We start from the raw sequence: 14088 nt of genomic DNA, 5'->3' as shown, positions 1-14088 counted from the left end.
GCGCCTCATGACGAATCCCCTGAATGGAAAGGTCGCCGTTGTCATTGGAGGCACCGGTGGCATTGGGAAAGCGACTGCCACCAGGCTTGCCGCCGCTGGCGCCAAGGTTGTCGTGGCCGGGAAACCTGGCGACTCCTCCGCGGAGAACATCGCGGGAACCTTGCCGGGCGAAGGGCACATGGCCGGAGCAGCCTCTCTTGTTGACAGCGATACCCTGGTTGCGCTCGTCGACGCGGTAAGCGATCGATACGGGCGAGTGGATATTCTGGTCAACGCAGCGGGCTTTACGAAAGCGGTGAAGCACGACGATCTCGAAGGACTGACCGACGATCTGATCGATGAAATCTTCAAGGTCAATTGGCGAGGGCAGTTCGCCGCAATCCGTGCGTTTCGCCATTTGCTGGCTGCCCATGGCGATGGCCTCGTCGTCAACGTCTCTTCGATCTCCGCGACGACCGGAAGCGGAAGCAATGTGGCCTACTGCGCGGCGAAAGCCGGCTTGGACATCATGGCCGCCTCCCTCGGTCGTGTGCTGGCGCCGCAAATCCGAGTGGTCAATGTTTCGCCCGGTGTTGTAGACACGACGTTCGTTCCCGGTCGGGGAGCCGATTTCAACGACAAGGTCGCAGTGAGCACGCCGCTCGGAAGAATTGGGACGCCCGAGGACATTGCGGCAGCAATCGAGGCGTGTGCTACCCATCTCCGATTCACCACCGGCGTGACGCTCGTCGTCGATGGCGGGCGCCGATTGAGTTAGCAGCACTTGTTTCGAGGTAGGAAATGCATTCACGCAAAACGATCATCACCTGTGCGGTCACCGGAAATATCACCAAGCCGGAGCAGCACCCCGGTCTTCCGATTACGCCGGAGCAGATTGCCCGGTCTTCTCTAGAGGCGGCAGCGGCGGGCGCCGCTGTGGTCCATCTTCACGTGCGCGATCCGAAGACGGGTCGTCCTTCGATGGATATCGAGTTGTATCGGGAGGTTATTCGATTAATTCGCGAGGACGATAGCGATCTGATCATTAACCTAACGACAGGACCGGGCGGTCGATTCATCCCAAGCGACGAAGATCCAAGGATTGCAGCAAAGGGCAGTACGCTCTTGCCGCCGGAGCGGAGAGTCGAGCACATTCTCGAGTTGCGGCCGGATATCTGCTCGCTGGATCTGAACACCATGAATTCCGGCGATAGCGTCGTGATGAATACGCCAAAGAACGTGACACGAATGGCCGCGATCATTCGCGAAGCGGGCGTCAAGCCGGAGCTCGAAATCTTCGATTCCGGCGATATGCACCTCGCGGTGGACCTGATCAAATCGGGGGTGCTCGACGGACCAGGGCTTTGGACCATCGTAATGGGCGTCAAGTACGGATTCTCGGCGTCGCCAGAGACGCTGCTTTATGCACGCAGCCTTTTGCCGTCCGGCGCGACTTGGGCCGCGTTTGGCATTGGTCGCTATGAGTTTCCGATTGTTGCGCAATCCTGGCTCGCGGGAGGTCACGTAAGAGTCGGCCTCGAGGACAACATCTACGCATCCAAGGGCGTTCTTGCTGAAAGTAACGCCGAGCTTGTCCAGCGGGCCAAAGACATCGTGCTCTCGCTTGGTGGGGAAGTTGCCACTGCGCAGGAAGCGAGAAATCAGTTGGGGCTATCGAAATGAAGCAAGTCGATCGCGCCACAACGTCAGAGTCATCATCAGTAGACCAAAGTGTATTTATCGCGCCAGGCGCCACGTTGATTGGAGACGTGACGATTGGTGGTTTTGCCTCGATTTGGTTCAACTGCGTCTTGCGAGGTGACGTACAGAGGATCGTCATTGGAAAGCGAACGAATATTCAGGACGCAACGATCATTCACGGCACCACGGGTGGAAATCCGGTAATCATCGGCGACGACGTTACCGTCGGTCACGGTGCGATCCTGCACGCGTGCACGATCGAGCGTGGCGGATTCGTTGGTTTTGGCGCACGCGTGCTCGATGCCGCGGTAGTCAAAACCGGAGGGATGTTGGCGGCGGGATCGTTGTTGACCTCGGGAAAAATCGTTGGCGAGAACGAACTGTGGGCAGGCAATCCGGCCAAGTTCCTTCGGTTGCTTACGGAGGAAGAGCGTTTGGCGATGCGTGCATCGAGCGAACGCTATGTTCAGTTGGCGAATCATTATCGAAATCGGAAATTTTCCATCGCAACCTATTAGGAAGTTAAATGAAGAAAGTCTACGTAACCGAAGCAAGTCAGAACATTGATTCGCTTCATTTGGATCTTGTTGATCAGGCGGCTCCTGAGATCGGTGACGATCAAGTCTTGATCGAGGTTGCCTGCGCTGGTGTCAATCCAAGCGACGTCAAGGCGGTTCTCGGCGCGATGCCGCACGCGGTTTGGCCGCGCACGCCCGGTCGCGATTTTGCGGGCGTTGTCTTGAAGGGGCCGGCGGGGCTTGTCGGGAAGGCGGTATGGGGTAGCGGTGGGGAATTGGGGATTCGTGTGAACGGCTCTCACGGGCGATACTTGGTTGCTCCGGCCGCCGGTGTGCGCGTCAAGCCCGCGAATCTTTCAATGGAGCAGGCTGGGTCCGTCGGGGTGCCTTTCGTGACGGCTTACGAGGGGTTGCGGCGAGCGGGCAATGTCAAGAAGGGCGATACGGTGCTGGTGCTCGGCGCAAACGGCAAAGTGGGGCAAGCGACGATTCAGCTTGCAACGATGGCGGGTGCGAAGGTCTTCGGCGTGGAACGAACGGCACAACCGTACATGGGTCACGCCAACGGTGAGGTAACGATGATCGACGCGTCCACGGAAAAGATCGATGAAGTCGTGCGAGCAGCGACGAGCGGACACGGCGCGGATATCGTCTATAACACCGTCGGGAGTCCGTACTTCGAACAGGCGAACCGAGCCATGGCGAGGGGGGCGGTTCAGATTTTTATCTCGACCATCGATCGCGCGATTCCCTTCGATATCTTCAGTTTTTATCGTGGACAGCACACCTACGTTGGAATCGATACGTTGGCGCTCGACAGCTCCGATGGTGCATCGATACTCGATCGTCTTGCGCCCGCATTCGAGAATGGAACGCTCCGGCCATTCCCGATCAACCCAGCCACTGTCTTCTCGCTTGAAAACGCCACGCTGGCGTATCAGGCCGTCCTGCGCGGAAGCGCCGACCGCGTGTTGCTGAAGCCATGAAATTTTTCCCAATCCATCTTTTGAACTTCGAAGGGGCTTTCAATCTTCCCCTATGGGTCGCTAACGACCTTGGAATATTTGAAAAGCATGGGCTTGTCGTCACCACCGAATACACAAAAGGCTCGGTCGACATGGTCGAGCGTCTGGCTGAGGGGGCCGCGCAGATTGCGCTGACGAGCGTCGACAATGTCATCGCGTACGCGTCAGGCCACGGCGAGACGGCCAATCGTGCTTCGCTCGATTTAATCGCATTCATGGGAGGTGATCGAGGATTTCTTTCGTTGGTCGCGCGTCCGGAGATCGCGTCGATCGCTACGCTGCGTGGCAAGAATGTATCGGTCGACGCCATAACGACCGGCTTTGCCTACGCGTTTCGAAGTGTTCTGACGGCCCATCATGTGGACGCAGGCGGTGTCAATTTTGTGGCAGCGGGCGGCACCGGCAATCGATATCGGGAATTGATGGCGGGTGCTCATGATGCAACGCTGGTCCGGTCGCCGTTCGATGTCCTCGCGAGACGTCAAGGATTCAATGTCCTCGCGAACGTAAGCGAGTTATTTCCAAGCTACCTTGGCACGGTGGGTGCCGCGCGACGTTCTTGGGTTGAGGAAAATCGAACGCAAACCATTGCTTTCATCCTTGCGTACCGCGAGGCATTGAAATGGATATGGAATAACGACAATCAAGAAGCCGCGATCGAAATTCTTAAAAATCGATTTCCGGAACTTTCCGAGCCCGACGCGACGGTGGTTTACGAGTCTCTCGTCGACGGTAGGAGTGGGTTGCTCTTTGACATGGAAATTCCCGAAGACGGTGTGAATCAGGTTGCTGCAATCCGTTCCGCTCACTCGAAGGCGAAGAACATCGCGAGCCTTCAGGAATACGTGGACCTCCAATACTTGTGCGAAGCACGCAGGTCGGCTCTTTGGTGAATCGACGCGGGAGAGTAGAGCGGATGAGAAAACGGCGACGCTCTGACTAATGAACAGTTCGTAGTACAGAAAACGTGAATGGACTCATGAAAGCAATCGATATTTTAAGGGTACTGGGCTTGGTGGTATCCATAGCGGCCGCATCGGGCGCTTATGCACAGGCGAGCGGCATGATGGAGAGCCCCGGTTCAATGTCAGCTGCACCGAACGCCAAAGCAGTCAAGAAGGCGGACCGCAAGCTGGCCCTGGATGTGCGCAAAGCGATGGGGAAGGTGCGTGGCTTCGACGTGTCGAATGTGTACGTGCATGCGCGCGGCGGCGCGGTGACGCTGTCCGGAACAGTGCCCGCGGTTTCGCAGATCAGCCAGGCCGAGCAAATCGCGAAAGCCGTGCCTGGCGTGACGTCGGTCAGGAATAAGATCACGCTTGTGGTGCCGTGAATCTGGCGCCAAGTCCGACGACGAACCTTGAAGGGGTCAATCATGTCACCTCCCTCATTGCCTGCCTTCCGCCGCGAGAGTGGCAAGGTTGTCACTGCCGCCGATGCGGTCCGTCTCATTCGAAGCGGCAATTCGGTTGCCACATCGGGGTTCGTCGGCATCGGATTTGCCGAGGAAATCGCGATTGCGCTGGAGGAGCGGTTCCTGTCGGAGGGCGAGCCGCGCGATCTGACGCTCGTGTACGCGGCCGGTCAGGGCGATGGGAAGCATCGGGGGCTAAACCATCTGGCTCACGAGGGCCTGCTGCGCAGGGTGATCGGCGGGCACTGGGGGCTTGTGCCACAGCTCGGGCGCCTGGCGATGGAGAATCGCGTGGAGGCCTACAACCTTCCACAGGGGGTGATCTCGTGCCTGTTCCGTGACATCGCGGGTGGGCGGCCGGGGCACCTGAGCCGGATCGGCTTGGACACATTTGTCGATCCGCGCAGGGGCGGCGGCAAGATGAACGAGCGCACAACCGAGGATCTCGTGGAGATCTGTCGCCTGGGCGGCCAAGAATGCCTGTTCTACAAGGCCTTCCCCATTGATGTTGCAATCATTCGCGGCACCACGGCCGACGTCGACGGCAACCTCACGATGGAGCGCGAGGCGCTGACGCTGGAGTCGCTGTCGATCGCCACAGCGGCACGAAATAGCGGGGGTGTCGTGATCGCCCAGGTTGAGCGAATCACGGAACGCGGCACGCTGCATCCGAGACAGGTGAAGGTGCCGGGCGTCCTGGTCGACTGCATAGTGGTCGCTCGTCCGGAGAACCATTGGCAGACGTTCAGCACATCGTACAACCCCGCCTTCACCGGAGAGATCCGGCTCCCGGCGGTCGCCGTGCAACCGCTGCCTCTGGACGAGCGCAAGATCATTGCGCGTCGCGCAGCCATGGAATTGATGCCGAACAGCGTCGTCAACCTGGGCATTGGCATGCCCGAAGGCATAGCGGTCGTCGCTGCTGAAGAAAAGATCGGAGATCTGTTGACCTTGACCGCGGAGCCGGGCGTGATCGGCGGCATTCCGGCCAGCGGATTGGATTTCGGCGCAGCGGTCAACACGCAGGCCGTCATCGATCAGCCTTACCAGTTCGACTTCTACGACGGCGGGGGGCTTGATGTGGCGTTCCTTGGCCTGGCCCAGGCCGACCGCGAAGGGAACCTGAACGTCAGCAGATTCGGCTCGCGTGTGGCAGGCGCAGGGGGCTTCATCAATATCAGCCAGAGTGCGAAGAAGGTCGTTTTCGTCGGCACGTTCAACGCGTCCGGGCTCGAGGTAGAGGTCCGGAACGAGCAGTTGGTGATCAGGCGCGAAGGGGTCGTGTGCAAGTTCGTGGAGCAGGTCGAGCAGGTTACCTACAGCGGCTCGGCGGCTGTGCGGCGTGGCCAGGAGGCGTTGTACGTCACCGAGCGCTGCGTATTCCGCCTGACCGGGGGCGGGCTCGAGTTGATGGAGATCGCGCCGGGCATGGATCTGGAGCGCGACGTGCTGTCGAAGATGGCCTTCCGGCCGGCTGTGGCGGCACAAATCAAGCTGATGGATCCGGCAATCTTCTCGGCCACGCCGATGGGACTACGCGAGACCTTGCTACGGGTACCGCTGTCCCAGCGTTTCCTGTTCGACGCCGCGCAAGGCATTTTCTTCGCGAACTTCGAAGGCCTGACGGTGCGCAGCGCCGACGATGTCGAGGCCATCCGGAGCGCGCTTCTGGCGCAGCTTGCCGGGTTGCCCGACAAGGTGCCGGCGCTGGTTGACTACGACAACTTCACGGTGCCGCCCCACGTACTCGATGCGTACACCGACATGGTGCGCGACGTCGCTTCGCGCCACTATTCGAGCGTCACGCGCTACACGACGAGCGCATTCCTGAGGGCCAAGCTCGGCAATGCGCTGCTCGATCGTGGTGTGGCGCCACATATCTTCGAGAGCGCGACGGACGCCAGAAAGCATCTTGAGACGCTGAAAAAGGGCGATCGTTTGGGCCGGGAATGAAAAAGGCCAGCTTACGCTGGCCTTTTTCATTTGGTGCCAGGAGAGGACTCGGCCGGGGGCTTGTGATGATCCGGATACCTGGTACAGGGTGCTGGCAAGGAAAACCCCAGTTGGACCTCACATCGGCTTTCCGCGCCCCAGGGCCACGAATCATGCCTTTGACGTGCTTCTCGACATAATTTCGACCTCATATGGCGCAATTTTCTGACCCTCACTGGCACTGGATGGAACATAACGCTTGAGTCTAACGATTCGCAAAAGTAACGAAAGGTATGTTTGCTACCATCTGTGCGCTTTCGGGTTTCTGCTCGGGATCGTTTTTTGGCCAGGACGCGGAACTAGATCACCGAGGCGACTGGTTGCGAGTACAAGTTATGAACAAGCCTACCGCACGACACACCTGGCTTCGCGTCTCTCGGTCTCCGCATGATTCAGTGTTGGCCGTTCTCACGCTGTTGCTGATCATCGGTTTCTTGACCACGTCGTTGGCGAGCTATTTTGCTTCGCGTAACGCAATACGCCAAAGCATCATCGACACCGAACTGCCGCTGACATCCGACAATGCCTACTCCGAGATCCAGCGCGATCTGATTCAGCCGATCGTAATCTCGACGATGATGGCGCACGACACTTTTCTGCGAGATTGGGTTCTGAGTGGAGAAGTCGACGTTCGGCAGATGATGCAATATCTGCACGAGATCAGTCGGCAATACGGCGCAGCTACGGCCTTCTTCATTTCCGACCATACGCACCGCTATTACCAGACGGCCGGCCTGTTGAAGACGGTGAGCGCGGCGAATGCGCACGATCACTGGTATTTCGATTTGCGCTCGCGCCCGGAGCCATACACGCTGGAAGTGGACACCGACGAAGCGAACCGCGGCCAGCTTACGGTCTTCATTAACAGCCGGGTACTCGACTACACCGGCACGTTGATTGGCGTGACCGGTGTCGGCATAAACGTGAAGTCGATACGAGAGATGATCGACACGTACAAAAAGCGCTTTGACCGCAACGTCTATTTTGTCGGTGCTGATGGGCGTATCGTGCTCACCGGATCCCAAGGCGGGCCATTGGGCGAGCGCGCAGGCGACAGGCTCGGCAACGAGGCGGAAATTCGCCATCTGCTCGCGAGCGGACGTAGCACCGTGTCCGAGAATTTCGAATATCGCGCGGAGGGCAGCAGCCACTTCGTCAACTTGCGGTACATCCCGGAATTGCGCTGGTATCTGCTCGTCGACAAGAGCGAAAGCGGTCCGATGGCCGGCGTGCGGCATGCGCTATTCGCCAATCTGATGGTGTGCGGGCTGACCATCGTCATTGCATTGATCTTGATGGCGATGGTGCTGCGCCGCTATCGCGAGCAAATTCGCGCGGCTGAGAACGAACGCTATGGCGCGTTGTCCACGCTCGCACACGATATCAGGTCGCCGCATTCGTCGATTCTTGCTCTGATCGACTTGCAGCGCGACACGCCGAAACGGATGCCGGAGCAGGAATTCTATGGCCGGGTTGAAAGCTACACGCGTCGCGCCTCCGATCTCGCGGATGATTTCGTGCAACTCGCGCGAGCCGAAACACAGCGATATGCGCTTGATCGAGTTCATATCGGCAATGTTTTGCTCGACGCGATCGATGAAATCGCGCCGCGTGCAAAGCGCAAGCGCATCGTGGTGTCACACGTCGTGACGGAGGACCAGTGTTTTGCGCTTGCTGATCGCTCGCTGCTGATGCGTGCGCTGATCAACCTGCTCGATAACGCGATCAAATATAGTCCGGATGGCAGCCGCGTCGACTGTGCTGTCAGTCGCACCGGCACCCGGGTCAAGTGTGCGGTGCGCGACTATGGCTACGGGATTGCACCGGAGGCGCAATCCCGTCTTTTTCAGCGGTTTGAAAGATTCCGTGTTGCCGGCCAGCCGGAAGAGTACGGTGCGGGGCTCGGGCTGGTATTTGTCAAGACCGTCGTCTCACGCCTCGGAGGAAGCATTCGGGTTGAAAGCGCACCCGGTCGCGGCACCACGATGGAAATTGCGTTGCCGGCGGGCTAGCAACGGTGTCGGCCTTCCAACCGGCGCCGTTATAGTGGATCGCCACGGCTGTGGCTCCTTGCTTGGCGAGATCGCCTGCAACGAGACCACCAAGATTTTTGGCGCCGCCGGCGATCAAGACGGTTTTACCTTTGAGGCTGTGGCCCGCCATAGTTCTTCGACTGCGCCTGCTGCGTTACCCAACTTGCCCCAATGGGCCTCTGCTTTCTTCAAAACGTCAATGTTTGCTCTCCGCTGAATCGCTTCTTCATCAGCGTCCCCCTTTTGAGCGAATTCAACGCTGTTACCGTACCAATCGCCGGGATCTGGTCAATTTGTGACCAATGTTGACATTGGCTGTAAGGGACGGTGATATTTTTTTACTACGGTTGCAGTCATATCGGCGGATCAAGGATGCGGGGGTCCCCTTTTATGTTGCCGATGCCGTCTCCACTAAGCATACGACTATCTGAAATAGTCAAATAGAGCGCGTAGATCAAGGCTGAAATATAAATTTATAACGTTGCCCGTTAAGGCATCGGCATTGTCCGCAAAGGGCATGACGAGCCGACGCGCTGTAAGTTCGTATGGAAAAGTCCGATGAAGCTGTTTCGTACCGAAGCGCTCGATGCAATAGCAACAAAATGGCTAGGCGAGATCGTTCTGGTCAGGCCCGTGTCGTTTGGTGTCTTTGCGGCCATAGCCGGTATTTCAGCATGCTCTGTCATGGCATTTCTGTATTTCGGCCATTACACAAGGCGTAGTACGGTGAGCGGCCAGCTCTTGCCCGAGTCGGGCATCATCAAGGTCTATGCTCCGCAATCTGGAATCGTGCTTGAAAAGCATGTTGCAGAGGGTGAGTTTGTAAAGAAGGGCGCGTTGATCTACGTGCTGTCGAGTGATCATCAGGATGCCTCGGGTCTGGCTGCTCAGGCTGAAATCAGCGTGCAGGTGCAGCGGCGAATTAATGCACTCGAAAATGAGAAGGAGAAAACCGAAGCCTTGCAAAGGGGAGATCGAAGGGCACTAGTCAACAAGGTCACGAGTTTGCAGACCGAGCTGGTCGAAATCGAAGCCGAAATCGCAAGCCAGAAGGCACGGACCGAACTGGCGCAGGACGCCGTGCGGCGCTATGAAAGCCTCGCCAGCCAGGACTATATTTCCCGGGACCAAGCGCAGCAGCAACAGGCAACGCTGATTGATCAGCAGATGAAACTGCAAGGCCTCGAGCGCGACCGCGCGAGCGCTGCCCAAGCCTTGGCGCAGAGCCGCGGCGAGCTGAGCGAACTGACGCCGAAGCAGACCAACGAGATGTCGCAACTCGAGCGAACGCTTTCGAGTACTCGCGAGGAGTTTGCGCAAAGCGAAGCGAAACGCGAGGTTCGGGTGGTTGCGCCCGAGGCTGGCATCGCAACGGGGCAACTTGCCGAAGCCGGGCAGTCCGTCGACGGCTCGCGGCCGCTGCTCAACATCGTACCGGCCACGGCCAACCTCAATGCTCAGCTCTATGCCCCGAGCGGCGCGATCGGCTTCATCGGCATTGGCGATGACGTGCTGTTGCGTTATCAGGCGTATCCCTATCAGAAGTTTGGAGAATACCGGGGGCGTGTCGCTACGGTGGCGCGCACGGCATTGCCGTCTTCCGATCTTCTTCCGAGCGGCTCTCCGATTTCAAGCTCGGGCGGTTCGTACTACCTCATTACCGTCCGGCTCGAGCGGCAAACCGTGCACGCTTATGGAGCCGAGCAACCGCTGCAGTCGGGCATGGCACTTGAAGCCGATATCTTCCAGGAGAGGCGGCGTTTGTACGAATGGGCACTGGCACCGCTTTACAGCCTTACTGGAAAGCTTGGACGGTAAAGCGCATGTCGATACTCGAACGTCTCGCTTTTCATGCCAAGCGCGTCCCACCGCTGATTCTGCAAACGGAAAATGCGGAGTGTGGCCTGGCATGTCTCGCCATGATCGCCGGCTTCCATGGCAGCCACGCCGATCTGCGTTCGCTTCGCGGGCGGTTTTCCGTGTCGCAGAAGGGCACGAACTTGATGCAGTTGATCCGGATCGCAGGCCAACTCGATCTGTCGAGCCGGCCGCTCAAGCTGGATCTCGATCAGATCGGTCAGTTGAAGCTGCCATGTGTCTTGCACTGGAACTTGAACCATTTCGTCGTATTGACAGAGGTCAGGGGTGGCGGCGTCGCCATTCACGACCCGGCGCAAGGCGTGCGTCGTGTGTCTGCGGCCGAGCTGTCCGCTTCGTTTACCGGTGTGGCGCTGGAGTTGTGGCCCGACGGCGGATTCGTTCGCAACGCCCCAAAGCCTGCCGTACGAATCAGGGATTTGGTCGGGCGCGTCACCGGCGTGCGCAGATCCTTCATGCAGATCATCGTGCTCGCGCTCGCGCTCGAAGTGTTTGCGCTCGTCAGCCCGTTCTTTCTGCAATGGGTGATCGACGATGTGATCGTAAGCGGCGATCGGGACCTGTTGACGACGCTGGCAATCGGCTTCGGGTCGATGTTTCTGTTGCAGCAGGCGATCAGCGCGGCTCGCGCCTGGGTAGTGATGTACATGGGCACGACGTTGAACGTCCAGTGGCGCGCCAATGTATTCACGCATCTTTTGCGGCTCCCCGCCCAGTATTTCGAAAAGCGCCATCTTGGCGATATCGTCTCCCGGTTCGGCAGTGTGGACACGATCCAGCAGACGCTGACCAGTTCGTTCCTGACGGCGATTCTCGATGGCCTCATGGCAATCGTCACGCTGGTCATGATGCTGGTTTTCAGCCGCGTACTCGGCTGCGTCGCGCTTTGCACCATGACGCTGTATGGCCTCGGCCGATGGGCGTGGTACAACCCTTTGCGATCGGCGACCGCGGAGCAGATCGTTCATTCGACGAAACAGCAAACGCACATCCTCGAAACCGTTCGCGGCATGAAGACGATCAAGCTTTTCATGCGGCAGAGCGAGCGGCGGGCCGCCTGGTTGTCGCTATTCGTCGATCAGATCAACGCTGGCTTGCGCACCCAAAAGCTGCAACTCCTCTATCAGCAACTCAACGGGTTGCTGTTCGGCCTCGAAAACCTCATCGTGATCTGGCTGGGCGCCACGATGGTGATGGACGGTCAATTTACCGTTGGCGTGTTGATGGCGTTCAACTCCTACCGGGGGCAGTTCGACAGCCGCATTGCAAGCCTCATCGACAAGTGGTTCGAGGTCAAAATGCTGCAGCTCCACGGGGAGCGGCTGGCAGACATCGTGCTGACGGAACCGGAGCCGCAGATGGGATCGATCGATCTCGCGCTGCGCGAGCGCTCCGACGCGTCCATTGAGGTCGTGGACGTGATGTACCGCTACGCCGAGGGCGAGCGCGTGGTGCTGGATGGCGTGTCCTTCAAGATCGATGCGGGCGAATCCGTTGCTATCGTGGGACCGTCCGGCACGGGCAAGACCACGCTGATCAACCTGCTGCTCGGCGTGCTTTCGCCCACCAGCGGACGCATTGAGGTGGGGGGCATCGATACGTCCAAGCTCGGCAGCGATGTCTTGCGCGGCATGGCAGGTACGGTGATGCAGGACGACGTGTTGTTTGCCGGCTCCATTGCGGAGAACATCAGCTTCTTCGATCCGCAGGCAGACGATGCATGGATCATCGAATGCGCCCGGCGGGCAGCGGTTCACGACGAAATCGAGGCAATGCCGATGGGGTATCAGTCGCTCGTCGGAGATATGGGCACGGTGCTGTCGGGCGGTCAGAAGCAGCGCGTGTTGCTGGCTCGCGCACTCTACAAGCGGCCGCGCCTTTTGTTTCTCGACGAGGCGACGAGCCATCTGGATATCGAGCGCGAGCGGGAGGTGAATCTCGCGATCCGCGAATTGAATATCACGCGGGTACTCGTCGCACATCGTCCGGAGACGATCGCCTCGGCCGATCGCGTCGTGGTGCTCGCAGGCGGCAAGGTTGCGATGGATGTCCGTTCATCCCGGATTCAGGCAGCAGTGGCCGGCGGAATGCAAGCCGCGATGGGGAGCTGACCGGATGGACTCGATCTGCTTCGCCCTGTTTGCTGTTCTGCTTGGCCTCGTTTGGCCCATCTCGGGTTCGGCGCAGATCATGCTGGATGTCTTTGGAACACGCGGCGATCTTGCATCGCTGCCGACTTATCCCGGGCCGGCGGCGATCTGTCCCGGCGGTCTTCCAACGGCGCCGCTGACCATGGTCGACGCGGTGACGCGTGCGCTGTGCAATTCGCCGGTTACGCAAAAGGCGTTCGCCATGGCGCGTTCTCGTACCGCGCAGGTCGGCGTGGCCAAGGCGGCTTACCTGCCGACCGTGAATGGCACCTTGGGCGCGGAGCGCGATCAGACGGCGCAGACCTACGACTATTCCGGTTTCCCCAGCATTACGCAGAGGGCTCAGGGCAATGCGAAGTACGGAAGTCTCGATCTGAACTGGGTGCTTTTCGATTTCGGCCAACGCAGTGCAACGCTCAAGAACGCGAAACAACTCATGCTCGCCGCCTACGCAAACTACGACGACGCGCTGCAGACCGCTTTCGCCGATGCCGCTCAGGCGTACCTCGACGCCGCGACCGCCGCGGCGAGTCTCGAGGCGGCTCGCCTGGCGCAAGACATGGCGCAACAGGTTCAGGAGGCCGCCTCGGCAAAGCATCAAGCGGGCGCCGGCACGCTCGCCGACGAGTTGCAGGCGGAGACCGCGTATTCGAAAGCCGTGCTTTCACGCGTGACGGAGGAGGGCAAGTTCAAGACCGCGGAGGGGAAGCTCGCGATCATGATGGGGTTCGATGCGGATACTCCGCTTGCACTGGCGAGCCAGGATAGTCCGCCAGCAGATGCGTATTTCCTCGACGCCATCGACTCGCTCATTACCGAAGCCCAACAGCAGCACCCGAAACTGCGAGCCGCGCGGGCAAGTCTCGATGCCGCGCGATCCCAAGTGGACGTGGCGCGGGAACAAGGCCTCCCGACGGTTTCGCTGACGGGAAGCCTTTCGCGCAACAACCCGGTGGATCAACAGACGGCCAATACGTCCTTGCGGGAACGTGTGATCGGAATACAGATCAGCATTCCGCTGTTCGAAGGATTCGCGCGCGGGTATCGGATCGAAGATGCCCAGGCGCAGGCCAAGGCCGCGGAGGCTGACTTGGCCGATGCCGAGCGGCAGGTAGCCGAGGAGGTCTGGAGCAGCTATCAGGCGCTGATTAGCGCGACGGGCAGTCTCAACGAGACGAAGACGCTCGTCAAAATCGCCGGTGAGTCGCTGCGCGTGGCCCGAGGTCGCTATCGGGCGGGAGTCGGGACCATCATCGAGTTGCTCAACGCACAATCGGCGGCGGCGGATGCCCAGCAGGAACAGGTCCATTCGTTCGCCATGTGGCGGTCAGCTCGCCTGAAGCTGGCGGAAAGCCTAGGTCAGTTGGGGTTCTGGTCGGTTCAGTAACGAGCGGTTGC

12 protein-coding genes and 1 pseudogene are annotated in these 14088 nt (G+C 59.3%); 11 read left to right on the top strand and 2 right to left on the bottom strand.

The genetic code is table 11. The annotated features are described in order from the left end of the window. Positions 1-7 precede the first annotated feature (7 nt). The 7 genes from AAHK20_RS31710 to AAHK20_RS31680 all read left to right on the top strand — a co-directional run bounded on the left by AAHK20_RS31710 (position 8) and on the right by AAHK20_RS31680 (position 6590). A complete protein-coding gene (locus AAHK20_RS31710; protein ID WP_449185468.1) occupies positions 8-757 on the top strand; it encodes an SDR family NAD(P)-dependent oxidoreductase in 750 nt (249 codons plus the stop codon). 23 nt (positions 758-780) lie between these two features. Then, positions 781-1662 (top strand): beta-keto acid cleavage family enzyme, encoded by an 882-nt coding sequence (locus AAHK20_RS31705; RefSeq protein WP_449185467.1) that lies wholly within the window; start codon positions 781-783, stop codon positions 1660-1662. Continuing rightward, a complete protein-coding gene (locus AAHK20_RS31700) occupies positions 1659-2198 on the top strand; it encodes a gamma carbonic anhydrase family protein (RefSeq protein ID WP_449185466.1) in 540 nt (179 codons plus the stop codon). Before AAHK20_RS31705 ends, AAHK20_RS31700 begins: the two co-directional genes overlap by 4 nt. 8 nt (positions 2199-2206) lie before the next feature. Continuing rightward, positions 2207-3184 (top strand): quinone oxidoreductase family protein, encoded by a 978-nt coding sequence (locus AAHK20_RS31695; RefSeq protein ID WP_449185465.1) that lies wholly within the window; start codon positions 2207-2209, stop codon positions 3182-3184. Continuing rightward, positions 3181-4116, top strand: a complete 936-nt coding sequence (locus AAHK20_RS31690) for an ABC transporter substrate-binding protein (protein WP_449185464.1) — start codon at positions 3181-3183, stop codon at positions 4114-4116. The genes AAHK20_RS31695 and AAHK20_RS31690 overlap by 4 nt, the downstream gene beginning before the upstream one ends. A gap of 86 nt (positions 4117-4202) precedes the next feature. Beyond that, positions 4203-4556 (top strand): BON domain-containing protein, encoded by a 354-nt coding sequence (locus tag AAHK20_RS31685; RefSeq protein ID WP_449185463.1) that lies wholly within the window; start codon positions 4203-4205, stop codon positions 4554-4556. 42 nt (positions 4557-4598) lie between these two features. Then, the gene (locus AAHK20_RS31680; RefSeq protein WP_449185462.1) at positions 4599-6590 is read left to right on the top strand and encodes an acyl CoA:acetate/3-ketoacid CoA transferase; all 1992 of its coding nucleotides are present in this window, start codon (positions 4599-4601) and stop codon (positions 6588-6590) included. A 26-nt stretch (positions 6591-6616) separates the two neighbouring features. On the opposite strand, the gene AAHK20_RS31675 is transcribed toward AAHK20_RS31680, so the two are convergent. After that, the gene (locus AAHK20_RS31675) at positions 6617-6781 is read right to left on the bottom strand and encodes a dimethylsulfonioproprionate lyase family protein (RefSeq protein ID WP_449185461.1); all 165 of its coding nucleotides are present in this window, start codon (positions 6779-6781) and stop codon (positions 6617-6619) included. An 81-nt stretch (positions 6782-6862) separates the two neighbouring features. On the opposite strand from AAHK20_RS31675, the gene AAHK20_RS31670 reads away from it, so the two are divergent. Continuing rightward, positions 6863-8641 carry a sensor histidine kinase gene (locus AAHK20_RS31670; protein ID WP_449185460.1) on the top strand — a complete coding sequence of 593 codons (1779 nt, stop codon included), beginning with the start codon at positions 6863-6865 and terminating at the stop codon, positions 8639-8641. On the opposite strand, the pseudogene AAHK20_RS31665 reads toward AAHK20_RS31670, so the two are convergent. Next, positions 8637-8792: pseudogene (locus AAHK20_RS31665) on the bottom strand (SDR family oxidoreductase); the annotation flags it as partial. The gene AAHK20_RS31670 and the pseudogene AAHK20_RS31665 overlap by 5 nt on opposite strands. A 428-nt stretch (positions 8793-9220) precedes the next feature. Between AAHK20_RS31665 and AAHK20_RS31660 the strand changes: the two are divergent. From AAHK20_RS31660 to AAHK20_RS31650, 3 genes are read left to right on the top strand one after another with little or no spacing between them, the layout of a single operon-like run. After that, the gene (locus AAHK20_RS31660; RefSeq protein WP_449185459.1) at positions 9221-10480 is read left to right on the top strand and encodes an HlyD family secretion protein; all 1260 of its coding nucleotides are present in this window, start codon (positions 9221-9223) and stop codon (positions 10478-10480) included. Between the two features lie 5 nt (positions 10481-10485). Next, a complete protein-coding gene (locus AAHK20_RS31655; RefSeq protein WP_449185458.1) occupies positions 10486-12651 on the top strand; it encodes a peptidase domain-containing ABC transporter in 2166 nt (721 codons plus the stop codon). A gap of 4 nt (positions 12652-12655) precedes the next feature. Beyond that, complete coding sequence (locus AAHK20_RS31650) at positions 12656-14077, top strand: TolC family protein (RefSeq protein WP_449185457.1); 1422 nt, start codon at positions 12656-12658, stop codon at positions 14075-14077. Positions 14078-14088 lie beyond the last annotated feature (11 nt).

The organism is Trinickia camelliae, assembly GCF_053525655.1.
This window is presented reverse-complemented; position numbering and strand designations above follow the sequence as displayed.